The organism is Streptococcus infantis (assembly GCF_019929665.1).
GTDB lineage: Bacteria > Bacillota > Bacilli > Lactobacillales > Streptococcaceae > Streptococcus > Streptococcus infantis_H.
In genome coordinates, this window is record NZ_JAHZPZ010000003.1 from 73,283 (window position 1) to 92,795 (window position 19,513).

The 19,513-nt window shown below is 38.7% G+C and carries 20 protein-coding genes; all 20 read left to right on the forward strand.

What is annotated here, in order from left to right; all coding sequences use genetic code 11:
• Window positions 1-13: 13 nt before the first annotated feature.
• The 20 genes from K1I61_RS06055 (at window position 14) to K1I61_RS06150 (ending at window position 19,512) form a co-directional block, all read left to right on the forward strand.
• Window positions 14-646 carry a hypothetical protein gene (locus K1I61_RS06055; protein WP_223334580.1) on the forward strand — a complete coding sequence of 211 codons (633 nt, stop codon included), beginning with the start codon at window positions 14-16 and terminating at the stop codon, window positions 644-646.
• On the forward strand, window positions 643-915 hold the full coding sequence (locus K1I61_RS06060; RefSeq protein WP_223334578.1) for a type III restriction endonuclease: 273 nt from the start codon (window positions 643-645) through the stop codon (window positions 913-915). The genes K1I61_RS06055 and K1I61_RS06060 overlap by 4 nt, the downstream gene beginning before the upstream one ends.
• A complete protein-coding gene (locus K1I61_RS06065; RefSeq protein ID WP_223334576.1) occupies window positions 869-1,708 on the forward strand; it encodes a hypothetical protein in 840 nt (279 codons plus the stop codon). Before K1I61_RS06060 ends, K1I61_RS06065 begins: the two co-directional genes overlap by 47 nt.
• Window positions 1,709-1,720: 12 nt before the next feature.
• The gene (locus K1I61_RS06070; protein WP_223334574.1) at window positions 1,721-2,239 is read left to right on the forward strand and encodes a hypothetical protein; all 519 of its coding nucleotides are present in this window, start codon (window positions 1,721-1,723) and stop codon (window positions 2,237-2,239) included.
• A complete protein-coding gene (locus K1I61_RS06075) occupies window positions 2,236-4,035 on the forward strand; it encodes a VirD4-like conjugal transfer protein, CD1115 family (RefSeq protein ID WP_223334571.1) in 1,800 nt (599 codons plus the stop codon). Before K1I61_RS06070 ends, K1I61_RS06075 begins: the two co-directional genes overlap by 4 nt.
• Before the next feature lie 20 nt (window positions 4,036-4,055).
• Window positions 4,056-4,319 carry a hypothetical protein gene (locus K1I61_RS06080; protein WP_223334569.1) on the forward strand — a complete coding sequence of 88 codons (264 nt, stop codon included), beginning with the start codon at window positions 4,056-4,058 and terminating at the stop codon, window positions 4,317-4,319.
• A complete protein-coding gene (locus tag K1I61_RS06085; RefSeq protein WP_223334567.1) occupies window positions 4,310-9,280 on the forward strand; it encodes a PBECR4 domain-containing protein in 4,971 nt (1,656 codons plus the stop codon). The genes K1I61_RS06080 and K1I61_RS06085 overlap by 10 nt, the downstream gene beginning before the upstream one ends.
• A 70-nt stretch (window positions 9,281-9,350) precedes the next feature.
• Window positions 9,351-9,767 (forward strand): hypothetical protein, encoded by a 417-nt coding sequence (locus K1I61_RS06090; RefSeq protein ID WP_042768467.1) that lies wholly within the window; start codon window positions 9,351-9,353, stop codon window positions 9,765-9,767.
• A 217-nt stretch (window positions 9,768-9,984) separates the two neighbouring features.
• Window positions 9,985-10,377: a plasmid mobilization protein gene (locus K1I61_RS06095; protein WP_223334564.1), complete on the forward strand. Its 393-nt coding sequence runs from the start codon at window positions 9,985-9,987 to the stop codon at window positions 10,375-10,377.
• The gene (locus tag K1I61_RS06100) at window positions 10,371-12,005 is read left to right on the forward strand and encodes a relaxase/mobilization nuclease domain-containing protein (RefSeq protein WP_223334561.1); all 1,635 of its coding nucleotides are present in this window, start codon (window positions 10,371-10,373) and stop codon (window positions 12,003-12,005) included. The genes K1I61_RS06095 and K1I61_RS06100 overlap by 7 nt, the downstream gene beginning before the upstream one ends.
• A 206-nt stretch (window positions 12,006-12,211) precedes the next feature.
• Complete coding sequence (locus K1I61_RS06105; protein ID WP_223334559.1) at window positions 12,212-13,018, forward strand: ParA family protein; 807 nt, start codon at window positions 12,212-12,214, stop codon at window positions 13,016-13,018.
• A gap of 52 nt (window positions 13,019-13,070) precedes the next feature.
• Window positions 13,071-13,298 (forward strand): hypothetical protein, encoded by a 228-nt coding sequence (locus tag K1I61_RS06110; RefSeq protein WP_000896112.1) that lies wholly within the window; start codon window positions 13,071-13,073, stop codon window positions 13,296-13,298.
• A gap of 130 nt (window positions 13,299-13,428) precedes the next feature.
• Complete coding sequence (locus K1I61_RS06115) at window positions 13,429-14,721, forward strand: ISLre2 family transposase (RefSeq protein ID WP_223334557.1); 1,293 nt, start codon at window positions 13,429-13,431, stop codon at window positions 14,719-14,721.
• A gap of 441 nt (window positions 14,722-15,162) precedes the next feature.
• A complete protein-coding gene (gene rpmB / locus K1I61_RS06120; RefSeq protein WP_001140948.1) occupies window positions 15,163-15,351 on the forward strand; it encodes a 50S ribosomal protein L28 in 189 nt (62 codons plus the stop codon).
• Window positions 15,352-15,503: 152 nt separating this feature from the next.
• Complete coding sequence (locus K1I61_RS06125; protein WP_000216443.1) at window positions 15,504-15,869, forward strand: Asp23/Gls24 family envelope stress response protein; 366 nt, start codon at window positions 15,504-15,506, stop codon at window positions 15,867-15,869.
• A gap of 2 nt (window positions 15,870-15,871) precedes the next feature.
• Window positions 15,872-17,536 (forward strand): DAK2 domain-containing protein, encoded by a 1,665-nt coding sequence (locus K1I61_RS06130; protein ID WP_223334086.1) that lies wholly within the window; start codon window positions 15,872-15,874, stop codon window positions 17,534-17,536.
• A gap of 10 nt (window positions 17,537-17,546) precedes the next feature.
• Window positions 17,547-18,092, forward strand: coding sequence for an SP0191 family lipoprotein (locus K1I61_RS06135; RefSeq protein ID WP_223334085.1), 546 nt, complete (start codon window positions 17,547-17,549; stop codon window positions 18,090-18,092).
• Window positions 18,093-18,243: 151 nt separating this feature from the next.
• Entirely contained in the window at window positions 18,244-18,450 is a 207-nt protein-coding gene (locus K1I61_RS06140; protein ID WP_223334083.1) for a hypothetical protein, read from the forward strand.
• Window positions 18,447-18,641 carry a hypothetical protein gene (locus K1I61_RS06145; RefSeq protein ID WP_006154913.1) on the forward strand — a complete coding sequence of 65 codons (195 nt, stop codon included), beginning with the start codon at window positions 18,447-18,449 and terminating at the stop codon, window positions 18,639-18,641. The genes K1I61_RS06140 and K1I61_RS06145 overlap by 4 nt, the downstream gene beginning before the upstream one ends.
• Window positions 18,628-19,512, forward strand: a complete 885-nt coding sequence (locus K1I61_RS06150; protein ID WP_223334081.1) for an ABC transporter ATP-binding protein — start codon at window positions 18,628-18,630, stop codon at window positions 19,510-19,512. Before K1I61_RS06145 ends, K1I61_RS06150 begins: the two co-directional genes overlap by 14 nt.
• The last annotated feature ends 1 nt before the right edge of the window (window position 19,513 follow it).

Below are 19,513 nucleotides of genomic sequence, written 5' to 3' on the forward strand. Positions count from 1 at the left end.
AAGAAGGTAAATCATGAAAATGATAGATATGGAGAAATTGAAACTCCTTAAAATAGGTGGAATCCTTATAGGAGTTGTGCTAGTTCTAGGATTCGTATTCTGGATTGGTGCAGCAACTTCAGCGCAAAATAAAGCTAAGCAGGAAGCTGCAACCACGCAACAAGAAACCAAAGCAGAGGGAAGCGAACTAACGCAAGAATATGTGAAGGAATTTTTGACAGCTTACTTCAATAAGCAAGATCTTGGAGAAAATAGAAATCGCTATTTGCCCTATATGACAGAAGCTGCTTACAATCAGGAAGTGAACTCTGAAGAAGAACCAACGGTACAAACCTATAAGGGCTATGTAGTGGATACACAGATGAAGTCTGCTATCATCTACATCGATCAAGAAAATAATGTTGCCTTAGCTCAAGTGAGATACACTCAGACACAGTTACAGAAGAAGTATGATTATACTAACGCCCAAACAAACGTAGGATCTTCAAGAACCATACGGATTCGCTTCAGCAAGCAAGATGGAAAATACCTGGTAAATCATATTGACCCTATTTTGATTGTGGACAGCTTGAACGCCAGCGAAAAGGCGAGTATTCCATCGTTAAACAAACCAATCACTAGTACAGAAGGGAAAAAGGAACAATGACAAAATTAGAAACTTTGGAAAAACAAAAACAGAAAGCGGAAGACCGCTTAGCTGACTATATGACCAAGGCCAAGAAGGAAGAAGAGAAACTGCAGCAGCTAGAAACTCAAATCATTCTGGCCAAACATGAGGAACTATCAACATACTTGGCCAAACATAATTTAACTTGGGCTGATATTGAAACAGCTCTTGCTGAAGGAAAATTGAAAGGAGCTGAAAAACATGTACCGTCTGACCAATCTGACACAAAACACGACCACAACGTATAAGAATCGAGACCTTGTGTATCAAGCCCTGGAGCGAGAAAATGCTAAGGTTAAACACGAGGAGGCAGAGGCTGTTTTATTAGTAGAGGAACTAGATAAAAAGAATGTAGTGATCTATCAAGAAGATGTCTATTTACCGTTTGAGGGAATCGCAGACAGCCTCTTCCTGAAGCCTGGTACGTTGAATAACCAGGAGGCTGCACCAAAAGAAGCAAAAACCTCTTTCTTTAAGCGCCAAACTAAAACAAAACGTCTAGAGAAGACTCCTGAGGAGAACGCTGAAGTCTATTCAATGAAACATGAAACTCCCAAACCTCGCCCCTCTTCTAAGCGCTCTTTTGGGGTGTTTTTAGGAAGAGTTTTGGTGTTATTGGGTCTAGTAGGAAGTCTGACACTTGCTGGCTTATCACTTACGTTAGTTTACCATCAAGAAAAGCAACTCACGGCCGTATCTAAGGAACTTTCAAATCTAAAAACCATTCAGTCAAAAACAGGGGAACTAGATGCCTTTTCTCGTTACTTTTTGCCAGCCTTTTACTCTGATAAAGGGAAAATAGCTGATTTCGTAGCTCCTCAATTAACGTTAGATAGACAAGCAGGTCAACTGCAGTCTGTGATTTTGGAATCTAGCTTGATTGTTGATGAAGCAACTTATCAGCTAACCTATGTAGTAGCCGTGAAAGATGGTGAGAACAGAAGTCAGAAACGCTTGGTACTTACTGTAAAGGAAGAACCTTCAGCACCTTACGGATTCCAGATTATTGCTAAGCCAGAACTGTCCAATTATCCAAAATAAAGGAGGTCTTACATGGATCAAGAAAAAATCAGTCATTCTCTGGCGTTAAAAGGAAAAGTTACCCTGGAGATGACGATACAAGCTCTGTATGCCCTCGCAAAAGCCCATTATGACAAGAAACAACATAAGGCAGCAAATCGAACATTTGAAGGTGAGACACGCTTTAATGACTTTATGGCCACAAAATCAAAAAAAGATGTCGAGACTTTATTAAATAGTGAAGTTCATTTGGCCAAGTTGAAGCATTACCTGGAGGAGTATAAGGTAGGTTTTACTTATCATCAAAAAGATGGTGCAACTTATCTCTTCTTTGAAACAAAAAATCGCACCTTGGTAGAAAAGGCTCTCAAAGAGATGTTGGCAGACATCACGAAAAGCCCAGAAAAATTGGAAGAGTTTGCGAAAAAGGTGCTGAAGAAGCCACATGAAATGACTCCTGAAGAGAAAATCAATTACTATAAGACAAATAAGGTCTATAAGGGAATGATGCCAGTAGTGACGAAGGATATTGGGAAGGAGAAAGCACGATGATTAGAAAACCTATATGGCCTTACCTGGTGGTGGGGCTATTTTCATTTGTTATTTTCCAGTCCTTTTACCATTACTACCAACTTTCGACTGCAGCAGTACCTTTCATGGGAATGTTACGGCTTCGTTGGTTGCTAGAGCACTGGGAACGCTTCTCTTTTGGTGTTTTCTTTGATTCAGGAGCCTTATATGCTGGGTTGATCGGATTCGGTCTCCCAATGCTTGTATATGCTTCTATGGATAAGAATTTATATCGCCAAGGAGAAGAACAAGGTAGTGCTCGTTTTGCGACTTTGAAGGAAATGAGACGGTTTGAAGACGTTGATTTTGAGAAGAATATGATTTTTTCAAAACAGGTCAAAATGGGCCTATTTAATTTTCGCTTAGCTTACAATGTCCAGCTCAATAAAAATGTGATTGTCATTGGTCTTCCAGGAGACGGTAAAACCTTTACTTTTGTACTGCCAAATTTAATGCAGATGAACTCAAACTTTGTTGTGACAGATCCTAAAGGAAACCTGGTACACGAAGTTGGAAAGATGCTTGAGAAAGCTGGCTATGCTGTTAAAATCTTTGATTTGATTCGGCTCAAGAATTCAGATCGGTTTAATCCTTTTCATTACATGAAGTCTGAGCTAGATATTGATCGTATCTCTGAAGCAATTACTGAAGGAACAAAGAAGAGCGAGCATACTGGAGAAGACTTCTGGGTTCAAGCAGAGTTGATGCTGCAACGTGCATTGATTGGTTATCTCTATTTTGACTCTAAGGATCCTGAAACTGGAGTCCAGTTATATATGCCAAACCTGGGCCACGTTGCGGATCTATTAAGAAATATGTATCGAGAGGATCCAGATGTACCAAGCCCTGTCGAGCAGATGTTTGAAGAACTGAACGAACATCAACCTAACAACTATGCTTATAAACAGTGGAAATTATTCCAAAATTTCAGAGGCGAGACAAGAAACAGTGTGGTAGCGATTTTGTCTTCTCGTTATTCTATCTTCGATCACGAAGATGTCCGAAACTTGATTAGTGAGGATACCATGGAAATGGATACCTGGAATACGAAAAAGACAGCCGTTTTTATTGCTATTCCTGAAACCAATAACGCCTTTAATTTTCTTTCCTCAATCTTGTTTGCGATTGGTTTTGAGGTTCTTACACATAAGGCTGATGATATCTTGCAAGGGAAAGTACCTGGCTACAGTAGAAAAAATCTTCGCCACATTCAGTTTGTCTTCGATGAGTTTGCACAAATTGGCCGTATTCCAAACTTCGCCCAGGTCCTCTCTTCTATTCGTAGTCGTGAGATGTCTATTAAGATTATCATCCAAGCTGTCAATCAGCTAGAATCACTTTATAAAAGTGATTGGAAGACCATCTTTAATAACTGTGCTACTCACCTATTTTTAGGGACAAATGACAAGGATACGATGGAATACTATTCTACAAGGTCAGGTAAGCAGACTATACGTACTAGATCCACCTCAAAATCGCATAGTTATCGTAATGGATCATCAAGTGAAAATAAACAAATTCAAGGCCGTCCCCTTCTAACTCCAGATGAAGTCGCAAGAATTGGGGTAGAAGAAGGATTGGTCTTTATTTCTAAACAAAATGTCTTCAGAGATAAAAAAGCAAGTGTCTATGATCATCCTAGAAAAGATGAGATTGCAAGTTCTCCTGAAGACAAAGAAAACTGGTACGAATACACTCGAAAAGGAACAGACATCGATGGCTTACTTTTATATGCCAATGATTTGACTCCGCAACTAAAAGAGTTATTCGTGGCCTAATATACAGAAAGGATAGTAGGATGGAAACACCTAAAACACAATTAGGATACCTGGAGAGTATCTCACAGGTTCTAGCATTAAAGCTAGAAAATTTAGTCACAGAACGTTATGCTATTTGGCAGCTATTCAAACAGGCAGACGAGGGGACTTTTTATCAGTTAGCTCCTCATCTTTTTGTGACGACAAATCAGGGAGATCCAGTAGTTGTTAGTGAACTAGATGCAACTCCTGAAGGATATCTTTTATTTAAGGAATTAGTTGAGGAGGAAACAGGATGGTTTTAACAAAAGCACAAGCAAAATCGCTGGATATTTTAGAAGTAGCACGTAGTCTCGGAATGGAGATGAAGCGCAAGTCACACCGAGAGTATTATTGGGCTGAGCATGACTCGTTTAAGATTGATACTGTGAAGAATACCTGGCATTGGTATTCTCAAAACCTCTTTGGTGATACTATCAATCTCGTACAGAAAATGCAAAATGTCAGCTATAAGGAAGCCATGGTATTCTTAGAGACAGGTTCCTTCCCTGAAGCAAAACCCGTAGAGGAGGAACGTAAACCTTTCAACTATACGCTAGCGCCTTACGAACAACCATTTGTGGAAGCGAGATCCTATCTCAAGGAGATTAGAGGTCTCTCTGATGATACAATCGACTTCTTCCTGGAAAAGGGAGTATTAGCCCAAGCTAAACGTAAGGATAAAGATGGTGTTATAGAAGATGTCTTGGTTTTTAAATACTTGGACAGAAATCAGCAACTGGTAGGGGCGAGCCTTCAGGGACTTGTTCCTGATCAAGAACGTCATCCTGGTAAAGGATACTTGAAACAAATCATGTATCAATCAGAAGCTATCAGCGGATTAAACGTTTCTATAGGGTCTCCTAAACGTTTAATTGTAACGGAGGCACCCATTGACCTTATGAGCTATTATGAGCTTTATAAGGGCGAATTAAACGATGTTCGACTGGTTGCGATGGAAGGATTGAAAGAGGGAGTATTATCCCACTATGTTCTTGAAATTTTACAGGAGCGAGGGGATATTTCTATGGATGAAAGGGATTATACCAAGTCTAGTGAGCTAGCACGTACCTCAAGATTCTTATCTGTTGCAGCGGAAACTTCCACACTTTTCCAAGATCACAAATACGATGATCTTATCACGCTGGCAGTTGATCGTGATAAAGCAGGTACAGACTTTATGACTAAACTACGGGAGAAAAAAATCCCAGTTGTCGATGCAAGACCACCAAAACGTGAAGGCCAGGAGAAGACAGACTGGAATGAAATCCTGAAGCAGGAAAAACAACTGGAGCAAACGGAGGAAATTCAAGCATCAAGTAACTTTCCTGATACCAGCCACCTCTCTCCTGAAGATGCAACATGGTTGAAGGAGAACTGGAATAATATTTCTTTTTCTGTTCAGTCGACTAGACCCTCTGAAACAGATCCAACCAAGGAAGAAAAATACATCCCAGGAAATCAAGAGTTTATTGCCAATACAGAGGAGAATGCTGGAAGAACGATGAGCTACGAAGAGGTGAAACGGGAAAACGAAGCATTAACTAAAGAATTAAATAATCGAATTCAATCTGGAGAATTATCAATTGAATTTGCACCAGATTTCTATCTGTATGATGTCTTTGCGAAGTTAGGAAATAGCCATCCTACAAAATATCTCAATGATAAACGAATGGAAGTACTGTCTCCTATTCATTCACTTTTAAGCTCTATTGATGATCGTACGGTTGATTTATACAAGAAAAAAGGGACTCCAGAGCAGGACTCCTTGTATCAAGCATTAAAACCTCATCAGAGAGATTTGGGAGTAGATATTTCAACCCGATTTATTGGTGAGCTTGCAATAGCAGCCTACAATACCAACAAGCAGATAGAAAGCCTTTCGAGTGACAGTTTTGGCATCTATTTTGATGAAAGAACCCTTGATAATCTATCACAATCGGTTGAGCGAATGTTGGAGTATCCATTGATTGAATCTGGAACAAGAGACTTTACCTATGGTTTTGTGGTAACTCCAAATACATTGTTCCACTATCTGGAAGAACAAGAGGGAGAAGTGGTTTTAAGTAGAGAATTATTGGATAACTTGATGTCACGTTTTGAGACTCATCCTATTAAGATAATGGAGACTTCAGAAGAAAAAGCCCCTGAGAAATCTCAAGAGCTAGATGTGATATTGGAGCAACAAAAAAATGAGAGGACCAGTGGTAGTCTGGGGTCTTTACAGCCCGAAGCTGAAGGCAGTCCCACACCCGTACCAAAAGCTGGCACCTTTGAACGCTCTGTTACCAGTCGTCCTACGACATCCTCTCATTTACTTTATTTTACCATAAATGAAGAGTTTCAGTCAAGTAATGATGGCTACTATCACTCTATTTCCTTGGATGAATTAACTAAATTAAATCGTCCAATCCGTAGACTAGCTTTGCAAAATGCAGCACAATATTATTTGGATGAGTTGGCAAACTCAAAGATTTATTATGTTACCCCTGATAAGACTGTACAAGTGCATTTTGAAGAAAAGCACTTCATGCACCTAACAGGAATTAAGCCAATTGCATTAGGGCAGACACCTGAGAAAACTTTACATGATTTTGCAGAAGGAAATGGGTATTTTGACAATATTTTATTGGCTAATAATGATGCGGCTTTTGACAAACTAAAGGTCTTATCAGATCTTTCAGTTGCAACAGAAAGTACTTCTTTCTATTTTGATGATTTAACTAATCTTAGGCGATATGATGGACGTTTTGATAGTCTTATAAAGTCTGATGATAAAGATATTATCTTGCTATTCAAAGAGTTAGAGGAAGAAAACTATATTCCAATATCAGTTTTTAAGTCTCGGACAAAAATTACCAAGGAACTAGATACGGTAGATAAAACACCTATTCTTGGTGTGTTCCGTGAACGTGATGGCCAGATTGAACAGCTATCGATTAATGATGAATATGTTAAAGATGGTGGCGAGGAAATGTTATCTATCTTAAAAAATAAGAAGTATGAGGAGGTTTCTGATGAACCTGAACTACCAGCTCCAGAGAACACACTGAATAAAACCTCACTTGATTCAGCTACCTTTACTCAAGTCTTAGATACTGTCTATAATTTAGGTGTGCCAGGTGACATTTCAAAAACTCCAGAGGAATTTCATAAGGCATGGAATCAGTATCTTGACTATGCGAAGCAGCATAATGATAAATTTGATCAGATTGTTGCTGCAGCTGGTGCAGATCATCTCCTAGATACAAATTCAGATTTTTATAAAGAATGGCAACAAGATCACATCTATAAGGAGAACTACCATGTACGTCTTCAATGGGCTGAGGAACGACCAGATGGGCCTAAATTGCCATTTAAAGAAACCGAGCTGATATCTTATCAAGATTTCGCTAGGGAGCTATATAAGGCCAACCAGAGCTTTTATCAGTTACATCAGGAAGGGCTAAAACAAGTGACTGGTGGTCACCCAGAAGGCTACATCTCTCCAACAAAGGTCCAGTTTAGTATCTACGCTCCTGATGGTGAACTGATCCAGGATAGCATTCGTTACAATATCGGTGAGGAGATTAACCCAATTGCTCATAAAGAAAGACTTGGAACACGAGAAATGAGGGAGCACCCAGAATTGATGAAGATAGATGGGACCATATTCACTCAGTATCATCTGGAGAGATTGGCGAGTGAGTTAGATATTTCTCAGTTTAGTTACGCTTTGGAAGATACTCCTTACGCAGAACAACTTTTATCTCAAGTACCTTACGGAGTGTTAGAAAATAGTCCGATTGGTTTTTCGGATAGTAGTCATGATAGTCGTCTAGGATTTATTTCTTTTGATGGAATGGATAGTGTTGAGGTCGAAAATCTATCTGCTTGGTTTGAGAAGTTGGGTGTCAAGGACTCACCTATGGAACAAGTGGCTCTTGTAGAAAAATGGCAAAAAGAAATCAAAGGTTTATCAGAAAAAGTTGAACAAACGATCTCCACAGTCCGAGAAGAATTTGAGAAATCACAAGAGGAAGAAATCAAACTAGAAGAACAAAGCTACAACAAGCAGGAGTTGGAACATGATGCGGATGCTGATGGTGTTTCTGATGATGAGGAGTTGCTTCAGGGAACAAATCCGTATGATTTTAGATCGAAACCAGGTTCTAAACCAGAGGTCGAGGAGAGTTTACAAGCGGATGAAGTTATTTTAGCAACTGGTAGTCTTGCAGTCGCAGATCTTATTCAGAATAAAGATATGGCAGGATTAAGTCGACATCTTAAAGAAGGAATTAAGGAGTTTCTGGATTCGGATAAGTACAAAGACTATCTAACGAAAATGAGCCAACTAAATAATTATTCTAATCGCAACTTACGCTTAATTCTTGCACAAAATCCTGAAGCAAGGCAAGTAGCTTCTTTCAAGCAGTGGAAGGAAAACTTTGACCGCTATGTGAAAAAAGGTGAGAAGGCTTTACGTATTTTTAAACCTATGACGAAAATCAAAAAGGATGAGAATAACCAACCAATATTGGATAAAAATGGGAAACCAGAAACAGTTACATTCTTTGGTTTAGTGCCAGTTTTTGATGTTAGTCAGACAGAAGGAAAGGAGATGCCAAAAGCTGCAGAAGTTAAAGAACAGCTGACTGATTTGGACTATGCAAATCTTTACCGTGCCCTGATGGCTATTGCAAAAGAAAATGATGTATCGGTTCGATTTGAGGAGATGGAAAATAATAAACATGGATATTATTCTGTCCCAGAAAATCAAATTGTTTTACGTAGTAATGAGATGAACAAGGCTCAAATTATTAAAACTTTCTTACATGAGATGGCTCATGCAGAGTTGCATCATGCAGATAATCCTCAAAAAGAAAATCTAACTAGAAGCACTGCTGAACTTCAGGCTGAAAGTGTCGCTTATGTTGTTTCTTCATACTATGGTATTGATACGTCAGAGTACTCCTTTAACTATCTATCTGGGTGGTCTGCTGATAAGGAGACACTTGCTGATTTAGAAGCACAGTTGGATATTGTCCAACAAGAAGCTAAAAGTTTAATGGTTCGGATGGATCAAGCATTGGAACAATTAAGATTGAGCCAAGAGAAACAAACGAAGCGCAGTTTTGAACAAAAACTGGAGAAGTTTAAAGATCAGAGCAAGCAAGCTGTTGAAGAACACAAGCAGGAGTTGAAAGCAGATGCACAATCAAAAAAAGAGAAGGGTTTCTCGAAATGACCGAACGGGACACCCCAAATAAACCCAAGGTCAAATTAAAAACAAATCATCATCAAGGAGGACAACACTCATGACTAATGAACAAGAAGAACAACTGATCATCATCCTTTCAGACTTTATTCCAATCATGGATGGAGACAGAGTTCAAGGAGTATCGCCAAATGCTAAAGACTTGACTCGCCAAAAAGTTCTGGAGCAACTAGAGGAAGAACAGTCTCAACTACCTGAAGGAGATCCTGCTCTTTTGGAGTGGGAAGAAGAAAATATTGAGCTACTCAAGATGATTACAGATGAAGAATTTCAAGCTGTACTCACAGAAAAAATCTTACTGACAGAAATACAAATTGGTCAGTCGATTTTCCAGCCTCTAACTGCTCAACAACTTTCTGTCCTAGCTGAAAAGTTACAAGGACAGAAAGAAAAAAGTGTAGAAAATAGTGATAAGCAATCATCTATTTTCAAAAACATCTTCAGTTGGTTGCGATAAATTGTTAGAGGTTGTACTCCAAAAGATATAGGAAAGGGGCTTGGGGATTTCCCCAAAACTGAGAAAATCAAGAAGGAAAACTACAAGGTTCTCCTTCTCTGATTTTTTTTAAATTTCGCAAATGGATATCCATTTGCTACGCTTGCCACAAGGAAGTAAGGGGCTGATGTCTGCCCAGAAAATGACAGGATTTCTGATAGAAAGAGGATAAAAAATAATGCAGAAACGAGAAAATAGGAAACGCTATATACAAAAATTGATACGACTAACACCAGATGAAGATCGTCAAATTAAAACGGCGATGGCCCAAATGGGAGTTCCATCTTTTCAATACTATGCGAAGAATCAATTGGTACAAGGAAAGGTGGTTCAAATTGATTTTTCTGAATTGAAAGACCTTCGAGTTGCCATCAATCGAGTGGGTACGAATATCAACCAAATTGCCAAACATGCCAATGAGAATCAAGGGGTTACGCCAGAGGAAGTGGCACAAGTCATTGACTATCTATCTGAGTTGAAAGAGATGGTGGTTGTCAAACTTTCTAGTGCGGAGAAGAAAAGTTTACAGGAACGAAAAGTGAAAACTATAAGGACGTACGACGAATGGTAGTAATCAAAACACCCAAACAAATTAAAACTCCTTCCAATTTAAAAATAGCTGTACGCTATATTCTGAACGAAGCGAAAACACTTGTATCAGGAACTGTAGAAAGTGATCTTGATTTCCCTCTTGTCTATCATGATGGTGAATTTCAAATGAAGCTAGTATCTGGTAATGGGATTTCAGATTTTAGCGTAGCAGATGAAGAAATGGTCATGACAAAATTGGCTGCAGCCTTTAAAAAAGGAGATGATGACTTGAAAGAATTATCTTCAGGAAAACAAGTATTGGCTCATCACATTATCCAGTCTTTTTCTCCAGATGATAACCTGACTCCCGAGCAAGTTCATGAAATTGGCCGTCAAACGATGCTAGAATTGACAGGTGGAAATTATGAGTTTGTGATCGCAACCCACACGGATAAAGATCATCTTCATAATCACATCATACTTAATACCACCAATACCTCAACGCTCAAGAAATTTCGTTGGGAAAAGAAAACCCTGAAAAATTTGAGAGCCATTTCGGACAAACATGCGGCACGTTATGGCGCTAAAATTATTGAGCCTACTATGAAAAATTCTTATACAAAGTATTCTGCTTGGCGGAGACAAAATAATTATCGGTTTGAAATCAAGGAACGTCTTGATTTTCTTCTGAAGCACTCTCTTTCGTTGGAAGATTTTAAACAAAAGGCCGCTGCACTTGATCTTCAGATTGATTTCTCTGGTAAATTTGTGAAGTATAAATTACTTGATCAGCCTCAACAAAGAAATGTCCGAGATGATACATTATCGAAGAAAGGACTCTATTCTCTTGAAAAAATAAAAGAGAGAATTTCTAAGAATCAGTTAGTTTTTGATGTGGAGGAATTGAAAGCACAATATCAAGAATCAAAAGAAAAAACGGCAAATGATTTTGAATTGAAATTGGAAGTGGAATCCTGGCAGGTCGAGCAAGAAAGCAAGCAAGGCATTTACGTGCAGATGGATATGGGAGTTTTAAATAGTGGTACAATTTTAATACCTTCTCATAAAGTTGATAAAAATGAGGATGGAAATTATACCATCTATATCAAAGAGAAAGACTATTTTTATTTTCTCAATCCTGATCAATCTCAAAAAAATAGGTACATGATGGGCTTGACTGTCGCAAGGCAATTGGCCAAACAAAATGGAGAAACACTTGTAACTAAAAACGCTCAAATTTCCTCTATGCGTGAACTGATTAAGGAATATAATTTCTTAGTTGAGCACGGCGTGACAGATGGAGCACAATTTCAACATTTGGAGGAGCGCTTTAATGAAAAGATAGAGGCTACCCAGGAGGAATTAAGACAGCTAGATGTGCGACTTGGACGTTATCATAAAATTGAAGGAGCGCTTTTAGCCATCCAGCAATCTCCAGAAAACAGTCTTGCAGCGGTACAACTATTGGATGATTTAGGAGTTCCAAAAGATATGGGACTGGAAGATGTCAGTCAACTGATCAAACAATTCCAAATTGAAAAAGGAGCCTTACAAGAGTTCTTTGACGATACTCTAAAACATTACACAGATTATAGAGATATTAAGGAGTACGTGCGTAGTCGTGAAGAGAAAGTTGACCGACGATTTGAAGATGAAAAAGTCTTGTAGAAGTTTCTAATGTTTTCAATCTAGTCATGATTTCAGTACAGAGAGAACAGTTGTCTTTACATTTGGAGAGATAACCTTTTCTAGGAATTGCTGGCGCAAGGGAGGAGAAACTTCATTGAAAAAATAATTATAAATATAATTATAAACATATTGACAAATATAATTATAATGGTATAATAGAAGTATAGAAAACAGGAGGATATCAAATGAAGATTATCACATTTGCTGCTATTAAAGGCGGTGTTGGAAAAACAACTTTAACTTTTAATTATGGGGAATGGCTGGCTAAGAAAGGTCATAAGATTCTCTTTATAGATTTAGACCATCAGTGTAATTTGACTCAGTGCTACAATATTTACGAAAGTAAGAATACGATTGCGAATGCCTTCAAAGGAGGGGACGTGGATATTAAGCAAGTCAAGGAAAATATCAGTCTAATTCCAGGTTCGGTGCAACTTGACACGGTGGAACGAGATCTGGAGAACAGCGATAAGAAAAATATGTTACTTTATCTTTGGTTAGAGGATAACTACGAAAAGAAGAAGTTGGATCAGTTTGACTATATCTTGATTGATTGTAGACCGGACTTTGCGACAGCTACTAAAAATGCTGTTGCGGTCAGTCACGCTATTATTAGTCCCTTGACTCCTTCAGAGTTTGGTTATAATGCCAAATTCAATCTATCAACTCGGTTAGAAGCATTCAGAAAGGATGTAATTGATTATCGTACAAGAGAATCATACATTACTGCTGAGCTATATTTCTTAGCAAATATGATCCGACCGAACTATGGATCATCAAGAGAGTTACTGGAAGCTCTGGGACTTGAAGCTAAAGAGAAGGGAACAGACAACCTTCTAGGCATCATACCAGCAAAAGAGTTATTCAATCATTCCACGATTGATAAGATCTCTATTGCAGATATGAAGGAGAATTCTGAGCTTTATCAAAAACACAAAAAGTTTTTCACTGAGCTGGAGCAGACTTTTTCAAAAATTTATGATACAATATAATTATATTTATAAACACAAATACAATTATAAATATAATTAGAAGGAGATTGTCATGGCATTCACACCAAAAGAAAAAGAGATTTCGCAGATTATTGAAGCAACCCATCAACCTGAGCAGATTTCAGATGTAGCCAGCTTTGAAAGTTTTGAACGTAAGAAACAATTTCAGTTTACTTTGAAACCAAGCAATCGGAAAAAATTGGATAAAATTGCTAAAGCAGCTGGCGCAAAGTCTGCATCAGATTATCTTGATAAACTGATCGAAAGTTTATCATTATAAATATAATTATACTTATAATCAAACAACCTTCCCAATAAGGGAAGGCTTTTATTTTTGCTGACACAAAACATTTGAACCCCTGGACTAAAATCTTTATACTTTTTATTATGATTTCAGTACAATAGAGAGTATGTTTAGATTTGATGAAAAAGAATTTGTCGCAGAACTAGATCGCAAACGTGAGCAGCAATTCCTGAAGCGAGTAAGAGATTATGACGAGAAGATAGCTCCCTCCATGAGACAGAAGGGGTATAAAAGGATAGATAGTATAGAGAGGACGGTTGTCTTTACATTTGGAGAGATAACCTTTTCTAGAAATCGCTGGCGCAAGGGAAAGAGAACCTGTTATCCTGTAGATGAGTGGCTAGGATTAGAAAAGTATATACGTTATTCTCCTGAGTTGATTTTTCACATTGCAAAACACGCTTCTGTTTTATCCTACCGTGAAGTTTGTCGAACAGTTAAGATGGCTTATCGTCTAGAGATAACAAAGGATGCTGTGTTGAAGTCTGTAAAAATGGCAGGTAGACTCTTTTCAGAGAGGGAACGCTATCGACTTTTTAGATGCGATGAGCAACCGAAAAAAATCCAGGCAGAAAAAATCTACCTGGAGGGGGATGGTGTGCTAGTCAAGACAACATCAAGTAATGATGAACGGCGTAATACAGACTTAGCACATTTTCTGATTCATACAGGAGCAAAGAAGATTGGAAAGAATCGGTATGTACTGGAGAATAAGCATGAAATTATCCATACAAGCCATGAACAAGCAAAGGAAGAATTGATAGACTATCTCTACAATCATTTTGAGATTACTGACCAAACTATACTTATCACAAATTCGGATAATGGTAAAGGATATACTCGAAGAATATTTCAAGAAATTAAGAAGGCCTTACGAATTAAACGTCACGAGCATTTTTGGGATGCTTACCATGTCAATGAAGAACTAAAAAGATTCCTGAAGCCATACCCATCTACGCTACTTAATCTAGCTTTTAAGGCTATCCAAAATCACAATAGGGGCCAGCTTCAGACCGTACTAGATACAGTCGAATCTCTCATAGATAGTCAGGAGTCTCTTGATAATTTTTACAATTTTCGCAAGAAATTGTTAAGAAATTTCTGTGATACCAGATCGCCTAAACTAAGAGGGTTGTCCTCTCGTGGTATTGGTGTAATGGAGAGCCAGCACAGAAAGGTCACTTATCGCATGAAACATCGAGGAATGTATTGGTCCATCGAAGGAGCTTGTACTATGTCCAGGATGATTCTTATTGAACGAATTGATAAGCTATATGAGCTATTTTTTGGAGCTTGGAGACAAGAGTACGAAGAATTTAGGGTAACGGGACTAGGTGCAGGATTTCGTATTAACCATAGGCCACACGGAGCAGTTATCAGAAAAAGAGGACATAAATGACGTAAAAATGCAGGAAAAAGCCTCTAAAAAAAGAGAATTTTTAGAGGTGTTTTTGTCATGTTTTTATGCAAAACAGTTGCTTTTTTGTCTAATGTGTGTTACAATAATAAAGTAAATAAAAACGAAAAAGGTGTAGAAGCAGCAACTCCTACACCACCGATTAAGACAAACCAACACTTTGCTTAATCAGTCAAACAATATTGTAGCATAAAAAGTGCAATATAGTCAAGGGCTGGGTAAAGTGAAGGAAACTTTTTCCAGTTTTTTTGTCTGAAAAATCTCGCTTTTTTATTGAGTTATAAGGATATTTGATTGTTCCCAAAAATTTAGACACAAACAAGTCTTTCAATTCCCTTGCCAAAAATAAGAAAGTGTGATAACATAGTACGGTATGTGGTGCTAGCACATCCGCTATATTAGATCTAATAGGAGGAAAACACAATGGCTAAAGTATGTTACTTTACAGGTCGTAAGACTGTATCAGGAAACAACCGTTCACACGCGATGAACCAAACTAAACGTGCCGTAAAACCAAACCTTCAAAAAGTTACTGTTCTTATCGATGGTAAACCTAAAAAAGTTTGGGCTTCAGCTCGTGCTTTGAAATCAGGAAAAGTAGAACGCGTTTAATAAACATGAAAAGACCTAAGTGGTCTTTTTCTTTTGCTCGACAGCTGAAATCATTTGAAAAATCAAGCAAATATCCGATGATACATCATTCTGCTTTTACAGTTGGGCTGAAATATGATAAAATAGAGTATCAACTATTTGAGGTAAAAAAAATGACTGTAAAAATTAATACAAAAGATGGTCAAGTCGAACTGACAGATGATGTGATCGCTACTGTCGTAGGTGGTGCAGCAACTGAAATTTTTGGTGTAGTCGGTATGGCTAGTAAAAATGCCCTCAAAGATAATTTCCAAGCCCTTCTTGGTAAGGAAAATTATTCAAAAGGTGTAGTCGTTAAAGCAGCTGAAGACGGTAGTATTGCAGTTGATGTATATACTGTATTGAGCTACGGTACAAAAATCAGTGAAGTTTCAAAAAACATCCAAGAACGTGTTCGCTTTAGCCTAGAGAACCAACTTGGAATCACTGCTCAAACTGTGAATGTCTACATTCAAAATATCAAAGTTGTAGGAGAATAATCGTGTCAAATATTACTACAAGCTTATTTCAAGAAATGGTACAGGCTGCTTCAACTCGTTTGAACAAGCAAGCCGAATATGTCAATTCATTGAACGTCTTCCCAGTTCCAGACGGAGATACAGGAACAAACATGGGAATGACGATCGAAAATGGTGCTAAAGAAGTAGCAGACAAACCAGCTTCAACTGTTGGTGAGGCTGCAAGTATCTTGGCTAAAGGTCTTTTGATGGGTGCGCGTGGAAACTCAGGAGTTATCACTTCTCAGCTTTTCCGTGGATTTTCACAAGCCATCAAGACAAAAGAAGAGCTAACAGGAAAAGACCTAGCTCTTGCCTTCCAATCAGGTGTTGAGGTTGCCTACAAGGCTGTTATGAAGCCTGTTGAAGGGACAATCTTGACAGTATCACGTGGAGCTGCTATCGGTGCTAAGAAAAAAGCAGAACAGACAGATGACGCCATTGAAGTGATGCGTGCAGCCTTGGAAGGAGCTAAAGCAGCCCTTGCTAAAACTCCAGACATGCTTCCAGTATTGAAGGAAGTTGGAGTTGTAGACTCAGGTGGTCAAGGTTTGGTCTTCATCTATGAAGGATTCCTTTCAGCTCTTACTGGTGAATACAGTGCGTCTGAGGACTTTGTCGCTACTCCAGCCAACATGGGTGAGATGATCAATGCAGAACACCACAAATCTGTAGCCGGACATGTAGCAACTGAAGACATTACCTTTGGTTACTGTACTGAAATCATGGTTGCCCTCAAACAAGGTCCAACTTATGCTAAAGAGTTTGACTACGAAGAATTCCGTAACTACTTGAACGACCTTGGGGATTCTCTACTTGTTGTTAATGATGACGAAATCGTTAAAGTTCACGTCCATACAGAAGATCCAGGACTTGTTATGCAAGAAGGTCTCAAGTATGGTAGCTTGGTCAAGGTTAAAGTCGATAACATGCGTAACCAACACGAAGCGCAAGTGGAAAAAGAAGCTCAAGTCAGCAAGCCAGCTGAAGAAAAAGAATATGCTCTTATTGCAGTAGTAGCTGGACAAGGCTTGGCAGACATCTTCCGTGCACAAGGTGTGGACTATGTCATCGAGGGTGGACAAACCATGAACCCTTCGACAGAAGACTTTGTCAAGGCTGTTGAGAAAGTTAATGCTCGTAACATCATCTTCTTGCCAAACAACAAAAATATCTTCATGGCAGCTCAATCTGCAGCTGAAGTATTGGAACAACCAGCTGTTGTAGTAGAAGCTCGTACAATTCCTCAAGGATTGACTAGCCTTCTAGCATTTGACCCAAGCAAGTCTATCGAAGAAAACCAAGAACGCATGACTGCGGCTCTTGGGGACGTTGTCAGCGGTAGTGTAACAACAGCTGTTCGTGACACGACTATCGATGGTCTAGAAATTCATGAAAATGACAATCTTGGTATGGTGGATGGGAAGATTCTCGTATCAAATCCTGATATGCACCAAACCTTGACTGAAACCTTGAAACACATGTTGGATGAAGACAGTGAAATCGTAACCTTCTATGTTGGAGAAGACGGAAGCGAAGAATTGGCAAATGAAATTGCTCAAGAAATCGCAGAAGAATTCGAAGATGTCGAAGTAGAAATTCACCAAGGACAACAACCGGTTTATCCATATCTTTTCAGTGTGGAATAGGAGATTCAAATTGAAGAAGATTTTAGGATTAACACTTATTTCGGTAACTCTACTTGCAGGTTGCAGTAAGTTGTTACCTCACCGTTCAAGTGACAAGAGTAAAGCGAGTGATCCGTCTACAAGTCAAACGACAACCAATCAAGCAAAAGAAGAAAAAACAAAAGTTCTTAAAGGAAAAATGGATGAATTTGATGTCACCATGACATTTGTTTATACGGATGTTGTTAAAAACTTCAAGATGGATATGCTTGGGAAAATAAATGAGGAGATTCCTGCTGGAGTTACTCCAGAAGAATTCCAAACAATCTTCCGTGAAGCTATGGAAGATAGTCCAGAATATGCTGAAATTAAGGATGAGCCAGGTGTTAATGTAGAATATTTTATCACCGAGGACAAAAAGATGAGAGTCATTACGGAACTCGATCTTGAAAAAGCAGATTTGAATAAAGTAAAAAATACATATTTCTTTAAACCACTTGCGGATAGTATAGAAGACTTTAAAAAGCCTAATACACTAATCGCTGCACTAAAATTACATGGATTTAAGGAAGAATAAAAAAGAAAGGTCGGGATTTTCCCGACCTCTTTTTGATTTTCAGAGAATTCTATTTTCATAGCGATTAGACTTTTTGTGACATTTGTCATATCTCCTCATGACAGAAGCTTCTAGTGATTCTACTTTCAAAGAATTATACTAGATGTATCAAATGGAGGAAGAAAGAATGAAAGATAAAGTAATTATCTCAATGAGTTTGGTAGTAGCAGGAGTCATGACTTATCTCATGTTCTCAGGATTGGATGAAGGCTTCTATCATTTTCCTTGGGAGTTGTTTGCAAGCTTTGGAATCATGTCTTGGTTGATCCGAGAAGGTTTAAAACTAGTCTCAGATGTGAAAAAGGAGTTTGAAAAATGAAAAAAGCGATTCTCTATCTTTTTATTGGACTGTCACTAGTGGTATGGTTGGTAGAAATGTTTACAGGTTGGTTTGACCAAGCCTTCCTGCACCAAGCCATTCGCGGTGCCTGGGGACTAGGATTTATGATTTTTATAGCCTTTCCGATGGGAAAGGAGTGGCTGAAAGGAGAGTATCATGAACATGATTAAGGTACAAGGCTTAAATAAGAACATCAAGGGCAAGGCTATATTGAAGGATATTTCCTTTGAGGTGGCTGAAGGCGAATGCATCGCCTTGATTGGGCCAAATGGTGCTGGAAAGACCACACTCTTGGACTGTTTGCTTGGAGATAAACTGGTCACCAGCGGTCAAGTATCCATCCAAGGCTTGCCAGTGACGAGTTCTCAGTTAGACTACACCAGAGCCTACCTCCCTCAAGAAAATGTCATTGTTCAGAAATTAAAAGTTAAAGAGTTGATTGCTTTCTTTCAAAGCATTTACCCAAATCCCTTGAACAACCAGGAAATCGATCAACTATTGCAGTTTGACCAGCAACAAAAAGAGCAATTCGCAGAAAAATTGTCAGGTGGGCAAAAGCGTCTCTTCTCTTTTGTCTTGACCTTGATTGGGCGACCAAAGCTTGTCTTTTTAGATGAGCCAACTGCTGCCATGGATACCTCTACACGTCAACGTTTTTGGGAAATTGTTCAGGACCTAAAAACACAAGGAGTCACCATTCTCTATTCGTCCCATTATATCGAAGAGGTAGAGCATACAGCTGACCGAATCTTGGTCTTGAATAAGGGAGAGTTGATTCGCGATACAACACCTCTAGCCATGCGCAGTGAGGAGATTGAAAAGCACTTTGTCCTTCCTCTAGCATACAAGGAAGTCATTGAGCAGTCTAACTTGGTTGAAAACTGGGTACAAAAACAAGATGCTCTGCAAGTAGTCACACGAGAGGCAAATGTTTTTTGGCAACTGTTAGTTCAAGCAGGATGTAGCATACAAGAAATCGAAGTTAATAACCGTAGTTTGCTAGATACAATCTTTGAAGAAACACAGAAGGGAGATGACTAAG

What these genes read in the sequence shown, in the direction of transcription:
- K1I61_RS06085 (WP_223334567.1), top strand. Translation starts at nt 4,310, where the DNA reads ATGGTTTTAACAAAAGCACAAGCAAAATCGCTGGATATTTTAGAAGTA.
- K1I61_RS06125 (WP_000216443.1), top strand. Translation starts at nt 15,504, where the DNA reads ATGACTGTAAAAATTAATACAAAAGATGGTCAAGTCGAACTGACAGAT.
- K1I61_RS06090 (WP_042768467.1), top strand. Translation starts at nt 9,351, where the DNA reads ATGACTAATGAACAAGAAGAACAACTGATCATCATCCTTTCAGACTTT.
- K1I61_RS06070 (WP_223334574.1), top strand. Translation starts at nt 1,721, where the DNA reads ATGGATCAAGAAAAAATCAGTCATTCTCTGGCGTTAAAAGGAAAAGTT.
- rpmB (WP_001140948.1), top strand. Translation starts at nt 15,163, where the DNA reads ATGGCTAAAGTATGTTACTTTACAGGTCGTAAGACTGTATCAGGAAAC.
- K1I61_RS06115 (WP_223334557.1), top strand. Translation starts at nt 13,429, where the DNA reads ATGTTTAGATTTGATGAAAAAGAATTTGTCGCAGAACTAGATCGCAAA.
- K1I61_RS06145 (WP_006154913.1), top strand. Translation starts at nt 18,447, where the DNA reads ATGAAAAAAGCGATTCTCTATCTTTTTATTGGACTGTCACTAGTGGTA.
- K1I61_RS06150 (WP_223334081.1), top strand. Translation starts at nt 18,628, where the DNA reads ATGAACATGATTAAGGTACAAGGCTTAAATAAGAACATCAAGGGCAAG.
- K1I61_RS06100 (WP_223334561.1), top strand. Translation starts at nt 10,371, where the DNA reads ATGGTAGTAATCAAAACACCCAAACAAATTAAAACTCCTTCCAATTTA.
- K1I61_RS06095 (WP_223334564.1), top strand. Translation starts at nt 9,985, where the DNA reads ATGCAGAAACGAGAAAATAGGAAACGCTATATACAAAAATTGATACGA.
- K1I61_RS06055 (WP_223334580.1), top strand. Translation starts at nt 14, where the DNA reads ATGAAAATGATAGATATGGAGAAATTGAAACTCCTTAAAATAGGTGGA.
- K1I61_RS06060 (WP_223334578.1), top strand. Translation starts at nt 643, where the DNA reads ATGACAAAATTAGAAACTTTGGAAAAACAAAAACAGAAAGCGGAAGAC.
- K1I61_RS06080 (WP_223334569.1), top strand. Translation starts at nt 4,056, where the DNA reads ATGGAAACACCTAAAACACAATTAGGATACCTGGAGAGTATCTCACAG.
- K1I61_RS06140 (WP_223334083.1), top strand. Translation starts at nt 18,244, where the DNA reads ATGGAGGAAGAAAGAATGAAAGATAAAGTAATTATCTCAATGAGTTTG.
- K1I61_RS06105 (WP_223334559.1), top strand. Translation starts at nt 12,212, where the DNA reads ATGAAGATTATCACATTTGCTGCTATTAAAGGCGGTGTTGGAAAAACA.
- K1I61_RS06065 (WP_223334576.1), top strand. Translation starts at nt 869, where the DNA reads ATGTACCGTCTGACCAATCTGACACAAAACACGACCACAACGTATAAG.
- K1I61_RS06110 (WP_000896112.1), top strand. Translation starts at nt 13,071, where the DNA reads ATGGCATTCACACCAAAAGAAAAAGAGATTTCGCAGATTATTGAAGCA.
- K1I61_RS06075 (WP_223334571.1), top strand. Translation starts at nt 2,236, where the DNA reads ATGATTAGAAAACCTATATGGCCTTACCTGGTGGTGGGGCTATTTTCA.